The following is a 14,551-nucleotide window of genomic DNA, read 5'->3' as shown; positions in this document are numbered from 1 at the left end:
GTCCTGGAACAATCGCTAAAACACGCCCTGTGTCGGCATTTAACACACTTGTCGCATAGGTATGTCCTTTGCGAAGAGCAAACTCATCCACACAAATTCTAGAGGGCTCTTCTTCTGATAATTGTTTTGGTGCATATGTATAAAACCAACGTTCGACCGTTGTGTACGGTAGTCCATATTCACAAGCCACATCTGAAATGGCTCGTCCATGACAATGATCAACAATTTGAAGGCGATAAGCTAAATAGAAGAGCGAACAAGTCCTAGATCATAATCATAGGTAAACGTGTAATCACAATTTGTGCAACGTTGTCGAGGCACTTCTAATTCAATCCAAAGCGTGCCGACGTGCCAAGCATAACGATGACGAAAAAGACGAAGCTTTTTATCATGACGATAGGTTTTACCAAAGCAAATAGGACAAAGAATGCATTGAGGTGCTGCTTGAATCGGAAAAACGGATGGCTCTTCATCAGAAGGCATGGAAATCTCAAAAAAAGATGGTAATGGCATAATAGATTTGATAAGCTGGTTGTACATAGCGAAAACTCCTATCGTGGTTTGTCTAGTCAACGATTACGATACCAGGGTTTTCGCTTTTTTATATCCATATACGGAAAAATATTCGTTTTTACATAAGCAACCCCAAGTTATGGTGATGAGCCACTTTTTAGACATCCCTTTTGCTAAGAAAGGTGGTCTTGCCAAGCTTCATATCCGGAGTTAGCGCCGCCAAAGGACTAAAAGCGGTTTCGAAAGTAAAAGGTGTCACGAAAGCTAAAAGCCCATCAAAAGTCGCAGGAAATCTCAAAGTCAACCTGAAAAAGTTTACCCATGCAGCCAAAAATATATCACGAATAAACTCACCCAAGCCAAGGTAGCCCTAAATTCATTACGTCACAATATCAGCAAAACAAAAGTTCCGGTTGCTGTGGCAAAAGAAAGATACGTAACACCTGAGGGAATCAAAGTAAACAAATATACCCTTAAAACGAAACAACTGAATGAAATTAGTCCGCAAATGTTCTCGGTTAAGGATGTCTCTAATAAAAAACGTACGATTATGAAACCTGAGGGGGATGGAGTAGAAACTAAGGGTACGGAGAAAGCTAAAAGCTCTGATAAGTATTCAACTGCAATTGATGATAAAGTAAAAGTAATTGAAAAAGTAGACTTACCAGATTGGATAGGAGAATCATTTACTGATGGTATTTATAGAACTATAATTACAGAAGAAAAAATTACGTTATATAGAACTTTTGGTGGTGGTGCAAAGGTTAATGGTTCATTTGTAACTACTAGCCCAGCTGAAAATAGAATATATGCTAAAATTAATACCGCTTTAGTACCGGATTGGAAAAATTCCAGACAATATGAAGCTGTTATAGAGGTACCGAAAGGTCAAGTTTTAAATATTTGTAGGGTTGAAAAGCAATATACAAAAACTGGAGCCTTATTAAAAGGTAATGGGGATCAAATACTATTACCACAAGGATGGCCATCAGAATGGATAAAGGAAATAAGAGAGGTTCCAAGTAGATAGGAGGGTATAATGGATAATAAAAAGCAGTTAATTCAACAAATAAAAATCGTGTTAAATAATCTTGATCAAGATTATTGTAATGTGGTGTTTTACAACTTATATATAAAAGATATAAGAATGCATTGGAGATATTAGAGAAAGATAAAGATATTAAAGCAATTAATATTATTGGCAGCATACGGGCTTATTTGGATAGTTATAGTGACTATGAAAATCCGTTGTTAGAAGAATTGCATAAATCTGAAAAATTATATAAAGAATTATTAAAAAAGTAGATGTCAACAAGAGTAAGTTTCCTAATTCTAACCTTGATTGGCTCTTTGCCTTTCAAGGGTTTTTAATGGATCTAATAGTATTCCTTTTAATATATCATATTCGAATCAAACTTATGATGGTGGTAAAGGGAAATGATTGAGTCAAGTTTTTGTGGGGATTTTCTCTTTTTGTACAGAACGTTCTTTTTCTACCTTACTTTGTATGCGTTTGCTATCCTCTTTGGTTTACGAGTGTAGCACGATCTATTTCTTTTTTTAAAACCCTACCATCGCTTTCAATGCCTCATAAATCGGTGTGCCAGATGAGCGTTGTAAATAACGTACATTGTTTCTTGTGACTGCTTCTACCTTCTTCTGATATTTTTTCGTCATGTGAGTGGCTTTCTTTTTCTGCTGCTCCTTACATTCATGTGGTTCAAAGAGCCCTTTTAATGTTCGAATCGACCATCCATCCTTTACCGCAATAAACACGTCTATAAGGCCTTGTATGCCCGTCTCACTCCAGCTTCGTCCACCTTTTAAGCGCTTAGAGAAGACACTCATCGTCGCTTCTGCACTCCCCATCGGACGCATCCTTTTTGTTTCAATGTCTTGTTCCTCCAACCATTTTCGATAGTCTGTTATTGCCTGTTGATTTTCTGTTAATAGTTCTATTAAGTCTTCTAGCTTTTTTTCCTTTTCCTCTGTCTGCATCTGACCGACTGCACTATTTAATTCGACCAACAGTTTTTCGGGATTATATTTACTTAAAGCCACTCTGATTTCTCGGTAACGAGGATGGTTTCGGAATAATTCACGAATGGCTTTTGCTACATGAAAACGATCGAGACAGTAAAAACATTGACCTTGAAAATAATCTTGACACGCTCGAATCCATTTAGCTCCGTCTCCGTTGATAATGAGCTTGGTTTCCGTCGCATCATAGTCATAATGGTCTTCGAGAAACGTCTCAAACCCTTCCCAGAATGGTTCATTCCCCTTATGGTGATAGTGTCGCTTTTGGATAAGACTTACTCGCTTTCCGTTTTTCTGCCACCCCATATGGACAGCTGCGATTTTTTCCTCTTTCCCTTTTTTTCGCTTTCCTTGACGCTTTGTATGGAGTCCGTTCACTTCCACAAACAGGACTCTTGGCGCTCTCATTTTTTCTGCTGGCTTCATGACTTCGCATTGCAGTAAATGTTGCCGTAGGGCCTCATGACTCATCACTTGGTAACCAAGTAACGTTTCGATTTGACGTACAGCGTTTCGATAAGAGGGCCCCGTTGCCGCAAGCTCAATGGCCCACTCCTCTAGAAGAGGACTAAAGCCTTTTCCTCCTTTGAACTGAAGGAACTGATCAAGTAGACATACATATTGTTTTGCTTCTCGATCATAGTAATAATTTCGTTTGAATGAGACCGTACCAAATACCGTATCTAGTTGGACTCCACGCTTGTCCTTCATCTGAAATCGTTGCTTGTCTCGACTCTCTGCGATTTCTCGATCAATCTCTTCCAAGATCTCTGTAAACACTTTTCCAAATGTTTGTTGTAAAAGAAAAAACAAACCTTGTTGAAGAAGTAAATAAATGGTGGAAAGATGAAATGGGATATGATCAACCTCCGTATAAACCCGGGACAGTTGCAAAGGAAATACAGTTAACACAACCCTTAAAAAGATAAAGACAAATCGGTTACGATTCGTTATGAATAATGGAATACTTTTTCAGGAAAAATAGCTAATGAGATATTGAAACATAATCATTTACTTATATAATAGCTTAGTTATATAATGGGAAAGGCGATGATGGAAATGGGGTGTGAGTATGCTTGAAATGGAGAAGGCTTCGCAAATTTTAAAGCTATTAGGAGACAAAACGAGATTATCGATGTTGAAGGTTTTGGAAAATGATGAATGCTGTGTTTGTGAGTTTGTTGAAATTTTTCAAGCGAGTCAACCAGCTGTTAGTCAGCATTTGCGAAAACTAAAGGATGCTGGACTTGTGAAGGAAAAGCGAAAAGGGCATTGGGTATTTTATCGATTAAATGAACAGTATGAATATATCGATTTTGTTCAATCTATTTTAGCTTTTCTTCCAGATCAAAAAGAACAAATCATTCGTCTTGAAAAAGAAGGTATAAGAATTCAATGTGAATAGTATTGGAGGTTTTCAAGTGACATCTTTGCTTTTAGCATCATCCATCTTCCTTATCACATTAGTGTTCGTCATTTGGCAACCGAAAAATTTATCGATTGGCTGGTCAGCATGTGGTGGAGCGATCCTTGCACTTATTGCTGGAGTGGTTGATTTTAATGATGTAATCGATGTGACAGGAATTGTATGGAATGCGACATTAACATTTATTGCAATCATTATTATTTCGTTAATTTTAGATGAAATTGGATTTTTTGAATGGGCTGCTTTACATATGGCAAGAGCCGCAAAAGGTAACGGAATACGCATGTTTATTTATGTGACGTTACTTGGAGCTGTTGTAGCTGCCTTTTTTGCGAATGATGGTGCCGCGCTCATTTTAACACCGATTGTGCTAGCGATGGTTCGTGCGCTAAAGTTCGATGAGAAAAATGTTTTTCCATTTATTATGGCAAGTGGGTTTATTGCGGATACAACGTCTTTGCCACTCGTCGTTAGTAACTTAGTGAACATTGTTTCGGCTGATTTCTTTGGTATTGGATTTGCAGAATATGCATCAAGAATGATCGTTCCGAATTTATTTTCTTTAATTGGCAGTATCATCGTCTTATTTTTATTTTTCAAAAAAGGAATTCCTAAAAGCTATGATTTGAAACATGTAAAGGGACCGAAGGAAGCGATAAAAGATCAAAAAATGTTTCAGTTGTCATGGTTTGTTTTAGCCATCCTATTATCCGGTTACTTTATTGGGGAAGCGATTCATGTTCCCGTCTCCATGATTGCCAGTATTGTTGCCTTGTTTTTCCTTATGATGGCTAGACGAAGTAAAGTTGTGCATACACAACAAGTTGTCAAAAATGCGCCTTGGGCCATTGTATTTTTCTCCATTGGTATGTATGTTGTCGTTTATGGATTGCGAAATGTCGGTTTAACCGATGTTTTAGCAGCAGGTATTCAACAAGCTTCAGATGAAGGGCTTTATATTGGAACATTGGCGATGGGCGGTATTGCCGCTTTATTATCATCCGTTATGAATAATATGCCAACGGTTATGATTGATGCCCTGGCAATTGATGCAACGAATATTGCGGGTACGATGAAAGAGGCGCTTATTTATGCGAATGTGATCGGTTCGGATTTAGGACCAAAAATTACGCCAATCGGTTCATTAGCGACACTATTATGGCTTCACGTTTTATCGCTAAAAGGTGTGAAAATATCGTGGGGCACGTATTTTAAAACAGGCATTATTTTAACGATCCCAACATTATTTATTACGTTAACAGGTCTTTATATATGGCTTTTAATTATTTCATAATATAAATCGAGTAGGAGTGAAAGCAATGTTGAAAAAAACAATTTACTTCTTATGTACGGGTAACTCTTGTCGAAGTCAAATGGCAGAAGCTTGGGGAAAGAAGTATTTAGGTGACAAATGGAATGTTTATAGCGCAGGCATTGAAGCACACGGGGTAAATCCGAATGCTGTGAGAGCGATGAAAGAAGTGGGAATGGATATATCGGATCAGACTTCTGATACGATTGATCCGGATATTTTAGCAAAAGCTGATTTAGTTGTAACACTTTGTGGTCATGCAGCTGATGTTTGCCCAACAACTCCATCGAACGTAAAACGAGTTCATTGGGGATTCGATGATCCAGCAAAAGCAACAGGTACAGAAGAAGAAGTGTGGGCATTCTTCCAACGCGTACGTGATGAGATTGGTGAACGGATCAAACGCTTTGCAGAAACAGGCGAGTAATATTGGCACAATTTGAAACGAATAGTATACTAAAGGAAGACTCTAACCGGTTTAGGTTGGGGTCTTTTTAGTAGGTGATTATACATACGAAAACCTTTTTACATAAACGTACACAATGGTGAGGTGAACGGCATGAAAAACTATTTAGCAGTAGGTATTGGAGGTGTTATAGGGGCACTTCTCCGGTATGTGATTAGTGTGTATTTGACAAAAGCGACAGCCCCATTTCCTTTAGGAACAATGTTTGTAAATTTTGTTGGAAGTTTCACTTTAGGGTTTTTTACGGCTAGGTGGATAGAGAAGAAATTATTACCATCTTATATACGAACAGGTATTGGGACAGGATTAATTGGCTCTTTTACAACCTTTTCAACTTTTAGCGTAGAGTTTGTGCAACTACTTCAAGAAGGGCATATCATTTATGCCCTTTTATATAGTAGTTTCAGTTTGGTTGGTGGTCTCACGTTAGCCTTTTTTGGTTATGAATACGGCAGGAAATGCGTGGTGATGGATAAATGATTTATGTATGGATTGGGATTGGGGCTTTTTTTGGTGCAATTAGCCGCTATTATATCAGCAATTGGGTACAAAAAAACGTACAGCCTTCTTTTCCATATGCAACGTTTTTTGTGAATGTGTTAGGCTCTTTTCTACTTGGCCTTTTTGTTGGCTTAAGCATAGAAGGAGAAGCAGCACTATTGTTAAGTACTGGGTTTTTAGGGTCCTTTACAACGTTTTCTACATTTAAATTAGAGGTAGTGAAATTGTGGCGTCAACAAGAAAAAAAGAAACTTCTTGTCTATTTGCTTAGTAGTTATATGTTAGGAATAGGGTTCGCTTTTTTCGGAATATGGATTGGCCGATTTATAATAAATTAAAAAATGCATGAATCAGTCATGTTGGAACATTTTTGTGAATACATTTTATCTCGAGGAAAACGATTACATTTAGTGCTTTCGGATTATTTACAAAAAAATCAGAAACTTTATAATAGCCATAAAGGAGGCGAGCGCTGATGGGGAGAGGTAGAGTTAGAGTTGAAGAAAGTATTAAGAAGGAAATGGATACTTTAATTTACGAAGCAACTCTAATTCAACAAAAGAATGAAGAAACGAAGAAAACGGCGTAAAGGAGAGCCCTTTACGGTTATTTTGGAAAAGTTGATTCATAGAAAAAATCTTTATCAGGCTTGAACCCTTTAACTAGCTAATTGTAAGAGAATATGTGAATGATCAGGCAGTCTTTTCAGGCTGTCTTTTTTTCTTTCTTTCACGTTAATCCTTCGCTTTTTTTGGAAAAGATAGGAGTAACAAGACGAAAGGGTGGCTTTAACAATGGATGTTTTCATGGATTCTTTAAAAGTCATTGGACGTATCATTACAATTCTTCCATTCATGCTGTTTATCGGACTTTATATGGGGAAACGTTCGATTGGTGAGCTTCCAGTATTTGATTTTCTCGTCATATTAGTGTTAGGAGCTGTCGTTGGCGCTGATATTGCAGATCCAAAGATCGATCATTTTCATACGGTTGTTGCAATGATCATGATTGCCTTGCTTCAAAAGTTCATCGTGTTGCTAAAAATTAAAAATCGTAAAATTGGAAAACTTTTAACCTTTGAACCAACCGTTGTTATTTTCAATGGGAAATTTCTTGTGAAAAATATGAGCAAGATTCAATATTCAATTGACAATGTAATACAGATGCTTCGGGAAAAAAATGTCTTTCATGTTGAAGATGTAGAATTAGCCATTATTGAAGCAAATGGAAATCTCTCGGTAAAATCGATTCCAAACAAGGAACCGGTTACAAGAGAGGACCTCGGCATTCGAAGGGAAGGACAGAATTACGAAATCCCTATCATTTTAGATGGGGAAGTTCAATTGGATTTATTGAAACGAATCAATAAAAATGAAGACTGGTTAAGAGAAAGATTAATAGCGGAAGACGTGCCAGATGCAAGCAGAGTGTTCTATGGGGCGATTAATGGAGAAGGAAAGCTTCACCTTTCTTTAAAACAAAATGACCAACAAAATGTTCCTCCTATAGAGCATTAAAAGTGGGGGGGATTTGCTTAAATGGGTATGAAAATGTATTTATGGATTATTCACTTATGTGGCAGTGTTACAAAATAATACATATTAAAAGATAAGTAACAGGTGTTTCATTAAGATTATAGAAAGAGAGGACATATAGTCCAATGAAAAAGAAGACCCATATCTAACATACTTAGATTGGGCTTTCTCACATTTTATATTTTCTGTTATATTAAAGTTTTTGCTTATAATGTGAAAATTAAGAAATACTTTTTAATTCCTCTGTTAATCGCATGAATTCTTCTTTATTTCGATCTTTTAAGGACTGGTCAATTTTCTGTTGGATTTTTTCTTTTCGGAAATCAAGAAGCGCTTTATTTAACACCATTTCAGCAATTTGGGCATCAGTAACATTAACTTCAGACTGCTCTGTATTCAGTAAATTCTTTTCCATTAAAAATCAACTCCTTGACCTTTTTTCTATTATACTACCCGTTTTCATACTATTCAAAACATTTTGCTTGGAAATTTGAAACAGTTACAATATCTTCTTTGCTGATACTCGTATTCAAAAGGCCTTAATACGCAAAAAGGGCTGTCGGAAAAGGAATAATTACGTCCCGGAATTTAAAAAAGAAGACCCAAGGAATGTGGATTTGACAGCATTCCTTGGGTCTTAACTTTGGAGGATTTTACCCTAATACACGAAATTCTAAAACGAATTCGTTATAGCTCATCGAATCCATTATCGACGTGATTCACTTTCGTGTATTGTCTCGATTTTTGTTCGAAGAAATCAGATTTTCCTAAGTCGACTTCTTCATACGCTTTAATCCATTTAAGAGGGTTTGTTCGATAGCCTTCGAATGGGCGTTCAAAACCGAGCTGGTTACAGCGGACATTTGCATAAAATTTAATATAGCTTTCGACATCTTCAAGGTGCAATCCTTCCATGTCATTTCCGATAATTTGTCGGGCCCATTCAATTTCAAGCTCTGCTGCTTTGATAAAGGTATTTGTAACAAATTGCTTAAGTTCAGGTGTATCGTATTCAGGATATTGTTTTAATACCTCTTGGAAAATCTTAACGAATAAGTCAACATGTATTTGTTCGTCACGATTAATATAATTGATCATCGTACTTGATGCGACCATTTTTTGATTACGTGCTAAATTATAGAAGAAAGCAAACCCGGAATAGAAGAAGAGACCTTCCAATATTACATCAAATACAATCGATTTTAGTAAGTTTTCAACCGTTGGCTGTTCAGCAAATGCTTCATACCCGCTTGTGACAAATTCGTTCCGCTTCCGTAATACAGGTTCATTCCGCCAATATTCGAACACTTCATCTTGAACACTCTTCGGGACAATGCTTGATAATACATACGAATAAGAATGGTTATGAATAACCTCTTGCTGTGCCAAAATGATCATCAGGGCATTAATACTGGAATCGGTAATATAATCCGCGACTTTTCCCGCATAATCTGTTTGAATACTATCAAGCAAAGCTAATAGACCAATAATTTTTAAGAAAGCATTTTGTTCATTTTCCGCCAGTTGTGGAAATTGCTTAATATCTTGAGACATATTAATTTCAAATGGTGTCCAAAAATTGGCGAGCATCCGCTTATATTTCGGGTATGCCCACGGATAAGCAACATCATCCCAGTTCAATACATTTGAACAAGAGCCGTTAATAATAGCCGTGGAACGGTTCGGTGCTTCATTATCCATAATTGCTCGTTTCGATAAAGAGTCAAAAAGCGTCATCAACATCTCCTCCTTAACTTGCACATGAATCGCATTCTACAATGTCACTTGAAGTAGAACGGACATAATACGTTGTTTTGAGTCGTGATTTCCACGATGTTATGTGTAAGTTCAGCAAGTCTTTTGCTTTTATGGTATTTAACACATAAAAATTAAATGAAATGGACTGGTCGATATGTTTTTGACGGGCGGCATTTTGTTTAATGCTCCACGTTTGGTCAATAAAATAAGCGGATTTATAATACCATGTTGTTTCTGGGCTTAAGTCTGGTGCGGTAACGGGAATTTTATAGTCTTTCTTTTCTTCTGCGTACACTTTTTGGAATACAGGGTCGATGCTTGCTGTACTTCCGGCGATAATCGAGGTGGATGCATTTGGCGCAACAGCCATTAAGTATCCGTTTCGAATACCGCATTTTTGAACATCTTCCTTAAGCTTCGTCCATTGATCAGACTCGTAGCCGCGTTTCTCAAAATATTGGCCTGTTTCCCAATCTGAGCCGTGAAAAAGAGAGTACGCACCTTTTTCTTTCGCTAATTCCATGCTAGATTTAATCGTATAGTAAGCAATTTTTTCGTATAACCGATCGACAAATTCAACAGCTTCTTCACTTTCCCATTTGATTTTTTTCAATGCGAATAAATGATGCATGCCGAACGTTCCGAGACCGATCGCCCGATACTTTTCATTCGTCAGCTTTGCTTGTAAAACCGGAATGTTATTTAAGTCAATGACATTATCAAGCATTCGGACTTGAATGCTAATTAACCGTTGTAATACATCATCTGTCACAGCGCGTGCTAAATTGATAGATGATAAGTTGCAGACGACGAAATCACCTGGTTTTTTGACAATGATAATTTTTCCATCTTCCGTAAATTGTTGTTCAACGGTTGTCGCACTTTGATTTTGTGTAATTTCTGTACATAAGTTGCTGCAGTAAATCATTCCAGCATGGGCGTTGGCATTTTGGCGATTTACTTCGTCGCGATAAAACATAAAAGGAGTTCCAGCTTCCAATTGACTAATCATAATACGCTTCATAATTTCAATCGCTGGTACTTTTTCCTTTGCTAACTTTGGATGGTGAACACATTCCATATATTTTTGACGGAAGGAGCCATCTCCAGCTGTTTCATCATAGTAATCTTCCAAACTAAAGCCCAACACTTTACGAACTTCGTGTGGATCAAATAAATACCAATCTTCACGTGCTTCAACTTTTTCCATAAATAAATCTGGAATACATACACCGGTAAATAAATCATGAGTCCGTAATCGCTCATCCCCATTGTTTAATTTCGCATCTAAAAAGGAAAAGATATCTTTATGCCAAACGTCTAAATAAACAGAGATCGCGCCTTTTCGTTGACCTAGTTGATCGACACTTACGGCTGTATTGTTTAATTGTTTCATCCATGGGATCACACCAGAAGAAACGCCTTTATAGCCGCGAATATCACTGCCTCGGCTGCGAATTTTTCCGAGATAAACACCGATTCCTCCGCCGTTTTTGGAAAGGTTGGCGATATCTGTATTACTATCAAAAATTCCTTGTAAACTATCATCAATTGTATCGATAAAGCAGCTGGACAGTTGTCCGACGGATTTACCTGCATTTGCAAGTGTAGGGGTTGCAACGGTCATATATAAGTTACTTAATGCCCAGTAAGCTTCTTTTACGAGTTGAAGTCTTTTATTTTTCGGCTCTTTTTTCATCAGCGTCATCGCAATGACCATAAAACGTTCCTGTGGGAGTTCGAACGTTTGCTTATGATAATCTCGTGCTAAATATCGATCAGCGAGTGTTTTTAATCCAATGTATGTAAAAAGTGCGTCCTTTGTTGGATCGATATAAGATGCGAGTTCATCGATTTCCGCTTTTGTGTAATAGGTGATTAAATCTTTATCGTAAATTCCGTTGGCTGTTAACGTCATCAGTAAGGAATAAAAGTCACCATAATGCATTCCATCATAGTTTCGGTTTTGGCTTGCTTCATAGTAAAGCTGATCTAAATAAAGGCGAGAAGTAAAATACGTCCAATTCGGTTCTGACTCAGAAATATACGATAAAGCCTCTAAAATAAGGAAGTTTGCAAGTTTTGTTCTGTTATAATCTCGGTGATGCTCTAAATACGACGTTACACGATCGATATATGGTTGTACTTGTAAGTCAGGGTACGTTTGTCCAATGTCATGTAAGTAGTTGGATAATTTTTTTAGGTCGATCAAATCTTGTTCATAAACATCTAAAATTCCTTTCAAGGTTAACTCCATCATTTGTCCTCCTTTAATAAAAAAATCCACTCTTCACGGATGAATGAGTGGATCAAACGATGATATAAAAGGTGTTTGTAGAAGTAGATGTGGAAAAATTGTAAGTCTTTCAATCTACATGAAAGCAGATGTAGGTATAAGCTTTCTTCCTTTTAAACCATCGTTTCATCTTCTCGCATCCCCGAAGAATCCGAAACGGCCAAGCAAAGGCAGGTCTCCTGACTTGTGCGTCGAGAATAGAAATCGCTTTTCTATTCTATTTCTTCCCTACTTTGAATCCTTCCCATACGCTACTTGCGTACAGTGGTTTTCTTCATTTCGTAGCACTTACAGTTGCGGGGACAGTTCTGGACTTTCACCAGATTCCCTTTTAAGCGTAAACAGCACCTTTGTTAGTGGTTTGGTTTCTATATGTAGTATTATTTTTTATTTTAAATACAATATATTGTGTGGTGGGTATATACCCATCATAAAGGTGTTAATAAAAAATTGCAATAAAAAATAGGGGATTGTCGAAAAAATTTCTCCCCCTTATACATTACAACTAATGAAATTTTACATCAATTCTTTTCTTTTGAAAATCTGCTTGTTTCGGTATTCTACCATTCTCGTATGAAGTGCGTACTTCTTCTTTATGTGTTTTTGTATGAAACTTCTAAGTGAATACAATTTCCAGAAGGATCTGAGGTAATAAAGGTTCCATTTTTTTTAGTGATGGATGCACCAAGCTTTTTCAAGTTAGCTACGACATGATCTCTAGCTTCCTCATTTGGAAACATTAAAGTAAATGATTCCAACCCAACACTATTAACAGGGAGTGAAGGTGCACCTACACCATTCCATGTATTTAATCCGATATGGTGATGATATTTTCCAGTAGAGATGAAAAGTGCTTGAGATCCATAGCGGTTAACGACTTCAAAACCAAGACCCTTCGTATAAAATTCTTCAGTATGTTTTAATTCCGATACGTGTAAATGGATATGTCCCATTACTGTACCTTCAGGTAGCCCTTTCCATAGCTGCTCCTGTTTTTCATTAGAAAGGAGATTTTGAAAATTCAACGGATCTACGGCCATTACCACTTCTTCGTTATTCCAATTCCATTCAGAAGGGTCACGGTCTACATAAATTTCAATTCCATTCCCATCTGGGTCTGATAAATAGAGAGCTTCACTTACAAGATGGTCTGATGATCCAAATTGAATCCCTTTTTCAACAAAATATCTTACAATATTCGCTAAATCTGAGCGGTGAGGTAAAAGTAGGGCAAAGTGATATAACCCCGTCGTCTTGCCTTGCTTTGGTACAACATTTTCCGGTTGTTCAATCGACAACACACTGGTTTTCCCATCTGTTGTCAATTTAGCCGTTGATTTTGTTTGTTCAAGAATTTTAAAACCGATTACTTCTTGATAAAAGTTAAGGGAGCGCTCTAAATTTTCTATCTTAATTTTCACATGGTTAACAAAAATATTTGGTTTACGATGAAATCTCATCCACATACCTCCTAATATTATCTATTTATTCGGAACGAAAAAGTTTGTTTTCAATAGAGAAAGCATACTTATTTGCGAAAACAAGATAGATAGACATGGACAATAATGCCAACTCAAGTTCATATCCTGCCATTTGACCATTACCAAGAAGCCCTGCGGGAAGTTTTACTGTAGCAATGGCTCCTAGCATAATAACAGCGAATAACAGAGATACAATTCGTGTTCCAATACCTAGAATCAGTGCAATACCACCGATTAATTCTATTGTTGCAACAACATAAGCCATGAACCCAGGAATCCCGATACTATCAAAAAATCCTGCTGTATTATTTAGCCCCCCTTGAAATTTCGATAATCCATGAATGAAAAAAATAAGCCCTAACACTACACGTACAAAAACGTTACCTATTTCATTTTTTTTTCATAGTATTTACTCCTCCTCTTAATTTGGTTACTTTATGTAAGTTAGTTTAATTTAATAACTTGTTTTTGTCAAGAAACTTTATTTCTTTTAATAATTTAATTTCTAGTATTAAAAGTGATATAGTATAGGTAAGGAGTGAATGAATAGATGGAACAATCGAATATTTGTCCGCGCTTCGAGAATGCTATCTCGCTATTAAGTCAACGATGGACAGCTTTAGTGATTTATCAATTAATGTCCGGACCGCAACGGTTTAGCACCATCCAATCTTCTATTGGGATTAGTGGAAAAGTTTTGTCTGATCGGTTAAAAGACTTGGAACATCAAGGAATAATTAAGCGAAATGTCATACCGGAAACACCCGTTATTATTGAGTATTCACTAACAGAAAAAGGGAAGTCGTTACAACCTGTTTTAAAAGAAATAGAGAATTGGTCCAAGCGTTGGGTAAAGCTAGAAGGTACAGAAATATAGTGGAATATAATAAGAGCGTGTTTTGATTTATCTTTTTTCAAAACACGCTCTTTTCATTTGCTAGGTAGGAAATTATAAAATTCTCGACTTTTGGACAATCTTGTTTATAGTTGGTTCGCCTAGATCTGGGCGATAGCGGCTAGCAAACTTCCTATTTCATCGGTATAATAAGTCAACTTTTCTAGTATAGTCATACTTTTGTATATTTGAAAGCGGTGATTCTGACGTCTGAACAAAATCGCGTCAGTGATTTTGTTCAATAATAAGTGTTCGTCTCGATTTGAATAAGAAAATTTGCGATTCTATACATATAAAATAATTGAAACAGGGTTTTGCGTTTTAAGCT

At 36.8% G+C, this 14,551-nt stretch carries 17 protein-coding genes, 2 pseudogenes and 1 riboswitch; of the genes and pseudogenes, 10 read left to right on the top strand and 9 right to left on the bottom strand.

The features are described from left to right. The 3 genes and pseudogenes from MLD65_RS18260 to MLD65_RS08925 all read right to left on the bottom strand — a co-directional run. Positions 1–190 (bottom strand): annotated as a pseudogene (locus MLD65_RS18260) (ISL3 family transposase); the annotation flags it as partial. A 50-nt stretch (positions 191–240) separates the two neighbouring features. Next, positions 241–540 (bottom strand): hypothetical protein, encoded by a 300-nt coding sequence (locus MLD65_RS08930; RefSeq protein ID WP_243291525.1) that lies wholly within the window; start codon positions 538–540, stop codon positions 241–243. A gap of 130 nt (positions 541–670) precedes the next feature. After that, positions 671–871 carry a hypothetical protein gene (locus tag MLD65_RS08925; RefSeq protein WP_243291524.1) on the bottom strand — a complete coding sequence of 67 codons (201 nt, stop codon included), beginning with the start codon at positions 869–871 and terminating at the stop codon, positions 671–673. Between the two features lie 60 nt (positions 872–931). Between MLD65_RS08925 and MLD65_RS08920 the strand changes: the two genes are divergently transcribed. Continuing rightward, a complete protein-coding gene (locus tag MLD65_RS08920; protein ID WP_243291523.1) occupies positions 932–1,543 on the top strand; it encodes a hypothetical protein in 612 nt (203 codons plus the stop codon). A 9-nt stretch (positions 1,544–1,552) separates the two neighbouring features. Continuing rightward, a pseudogene (locus tag MLD65_RS08915) lies at positions 1,553–1,818 on the top strand (hypothetical protein). 255 nt (positions 1,819–2,073) lie between these two features. On the opposite strand, the gene MLD65_RS08910 reads toward MLD65_RS08915, so the two are convergent. Next, complete coding sequence (locus MLD65_RS08910) at positions 2,074–3,465, bottom strand: ISLre2 family transposase (RefSeq protein ID WP_243291522.1); 1,392 nt, start codon at positions 3,463–3,465, stop codon at positions 2,074–2,076. Positions 3,466–3,625: 160 nt separating this feature from the next. Here MLD65_RS08910 and MLD65_RS08905 point away from each other — a divergent pair, with 160 nt between their 5' ends. The 7 genes from MLD65_RS08905 (at position 3,626) to MLD65_RS08875 (ending at position 7,775) form a co-directional block, all read left to right on the top strand. Beyond that, the gene (locus tag MLD65_RS08905; protein WP_243291521.1) at positions 3,626–3,958 is read left to right on the top strand and encodes an ArsR/SmtB family transcription factor; all 333 of its coding nucleotides are present in this window, start codon (positions 3,626–3,628) and stop codon (positions 3,956–3,958) included. Between the two features lie 16 nt (positions 3,959–3,974). Next, entirely contained in the window at positions 3,975–5,273 is a 1,299-nt protein-coding gene (locus tag MLD65_RS08900; protein ID WP_243291520.1) for an arsenic transporter, read from the top strand. A 25-nt stretch (positions 5,274–5,298) separates the two neighbouring features. Continuing rightward, positions 5,299–5,718 carry an arsenate reductase (thioredoxin) gene (gene arsC / locus MLD65_RS08895; protein ID WP_243291519.1) on the top strand — a complete coding sequence of 140 codons (420 nt, stop codon included), beginning with the start codon at positions 5,299–5,301 and terminating at the stop codon, positions 5,716–5,718. Positions 5,719–5,850: 132 nt separating this feature from the next. Next, positions 5,851–6,237, top strand: coding sequence for a fluoride efflux transporter CrcB (crcB, locus tag MLD65_RS08890; RefSeq protein ID WP_243291518.1), 387 nt, complete (start codon positions 5,851–5,853; stop codon positions 6,235–6,237). Beyond that, the gene (gene crcB / locus MLD65_RS08885) at positions 6,234–6,596 is read left to right on the top strand and encodes a fluoride efflux transporter CrcB (protein WP_243291517.1); all 363 of its coding nucleotides are present in this window, start codon (positions 6,234–6,236) and stop codon (positions 6,594–6,596) included. The genes crcB (MLD65_RS08890) and crcB (MLD65_RS08885) overlap by 4 nt, the downstream gene beginning before the upstream one ends. A 137-nt stretch (positions 6,597–6,733) precedes the next feature. Next, entirely contained in the window at positions 6,734–6,847 is a 114-nt protein-coding gene (locus MLD65_RS08880; RefSeq protein ID WP_243291516.1) for a YhdX family protein, read from the top strand. A gap of 205 nt (positions 6,848–7,052) precedes the next feature. Next, entirely contained in the window at positions 7,053–7,775 is a 723-nt protein-coding gene (locus MLD65_RS08875) for a DUF421 domain-containing protein (RefSeq protein WP_243291515.1), read from the top strand. 238 nt (positions 7,776–8,013) lie between these two features. Here MLD65_RS08875 and MLD65_RS08870 read toward each other — a convergent pair whose 3' ends face one another. The 5 genes from MLD65_RS08870 to MLD65_RS08850 form a co-directional block, all read right to left on the bottom strand. Continuing rightward, positions 8,014–8,208, bottom strand: a complete 195-nt coding sequence (locus tag MLD65_RS08870) for an IDEAL domain-containing protein (protein ID WP_243291514.1) — start codon at positions 8,206–8,208, stop codon at positions 8,014–8,016. Between the two features lie 272 nt (positions 8,209–8,480). Next, entirely contained in the window at positions 8,481–9,530 is a 1,050-nt protein-coding gene (locus MLD65_RS08865) for a ribonucleotide-diphosphate reductase subunit beta (protein ID WP_243291513.1), read from the bottom strand. A gap of 13 nt (positions 9,531–9,543) precedes the next feature. Beyond that, positions 9,544–11,811 carry a ribonucleoside-diphosphate reductase subunit alpha gene (locus tag MLD65_RS08860; protein ID WP_243291512.1) on the bottom strand — a complete coding sequence of 756 codons (2,268 nt, stop codon included), beginning with the start codon at positions 11,809–11,811 and terminating at the stop codon, positions 9,544–9,546. Between the two features lie 188 nt (positions 11,812–11,999). Continuing rightward, a riboswitch (cobalamin riboswitch) is annotated at positions 12,000–12,214 on the bottom strand. A gap of 226 nt (positions 12,215–12,440) precedes the next feature. Further along, positions 12,441–13,307 (bottom strand): VOC family protein, encoded by an 867-nt coding sequence (locus MLD65_RS08855; protein WP_243291511.1) that lies wholly within the window; start codon positions 13,305–13,307, stop codon positions 12,441–12,443. A gap of 25 nt (positions 13,308–13,332) precedes the next feature. Next, entirely contained in the window at positions 13,333–13,716 is a 384-nt protein-coding gene (locus tag MLD65_RS08850) for a DoxX family protein (protein WP_243291538.1), read from the bottom strand. 162 nt (positions 13,717–13,878) lie between these two features. On the opposite strand from MLD65_RS08850, the gene MLD65_RS08845 reads away from it, so the two are divergent. Beyond that, complete coding sequence (locus MLD65_RS08845; RefSeq protein WP_243291510.1) at positions 13,879–14,205, top strand: winged helix-turn-helix transcriptional regulator; 327 nt, start codon at positions 13,879–13,881, stop codon at positions 14,203–14,205. The last annotated feature ends 346 nt before the right edge of the window (positions 14,206–14,551 follow it).

It is taken from the genome of Bacillus sp. FJAT-47783 (assembly GCF_022808615.1).
GTDB lineage: Bacteria > Bacillota > Bacilli > Bacillales > Aeribacillaceae > Bacillus_BZ.
Note: the sequence above shows the minus strand (reverse complement) of the source record. Positions and strands in the feature narration are given on the sequence as shown.

What these genes read in the sequence shown, in the direction of transcription:
- MLD65_RS08930 (WP_243291525.1), bottom strand. Translation starts at nt 540, where the DNA reads ATGTACAACCAGCTTATCAAATCTATTATGCCATTACCATCTTTTTTT.
- MLD65_RS08905 (WP_243291521.1), top strand. Translation starts at nt 3,626, where the DNA reads ATGCTTGAAATGGAGAAGGCTTCGCAAATTTTAAAGCTATTAGGAGAC.
- arsC (WP_243291519.1), top strand. Translation starts at nt 5,299, where the DNA reads ATGTTGAAAAAAACAATTTACTTCTTATGTACGGGTAACTCTTGTCGA.
- crcB (WP_243291518.1), top strand. Translation starts at nt 5,851, where the DNA reads ATGAAAAACTATTTAGCAGTAGGTATTGGAGGTGTTATAGGGGCACTT.
- crcB (WP_243291517.1), top strand. Translation starts at nt 6,234, where the DNA reads ATGATTTATGTATGGATTGGGATTGGGGCTTTTTTTGGTGCAATTAGC.
- MLD65_RS08880 (WP_243291516.1), top strand. Translation starts at nt 6,734, where the DNA reads ATGGGGAGAGGTAGAGTTAGAGTTGAAGAAAGTATTAAGAAGGAAATG.
- MLD65_RS08875 (WP_243291515.1), top strand. Translation starts at nt 7,053, where the DNA reads ATGGATGTTTTCATGGATTCTTTAAAAGTCATTGGACGTATCATTACA.
- MLD65_RS08870 (WP_243291514.1), bottom strand. Translation starts at nt 8,208, where the DNA reads ATGGAAAAGAATTTACTGAATACAGAGCAGTCTGAAGTTAATGTTACT.
- MLD65_RS08865 (WP_243291513.1), bottom strand. Translation starts at nt 9,530, where the DNA reads ATGACGCTTTTTGACTCTTTATCGAAACGAGCAATTATGGATAATGAA.
- MLD65_RS08860 (WP_243291512.1), bottom strand. Translation starts at nt 11,811, where the DNA reads ATGATGGAGTTAACCTTGAAAGGAATTTTAGATGTTTATGAACAAGAT.
- MLD65_RS08855 (WP_243291511.1), bottom strand. Translation starts at nt 13,307, where the DNA reads ATGAGATTTCATCGTAAACCAAATATTTTTGTTAACCATGTGAAAATT.
- MLD65_RS08845 (WP_243291510.1), top strand. Translation starts at nt 13,879, where the DNA reads ATGGAACAATCGAATATTTGTCCGCGCTTCGAGAATGCTATCTCGCTA.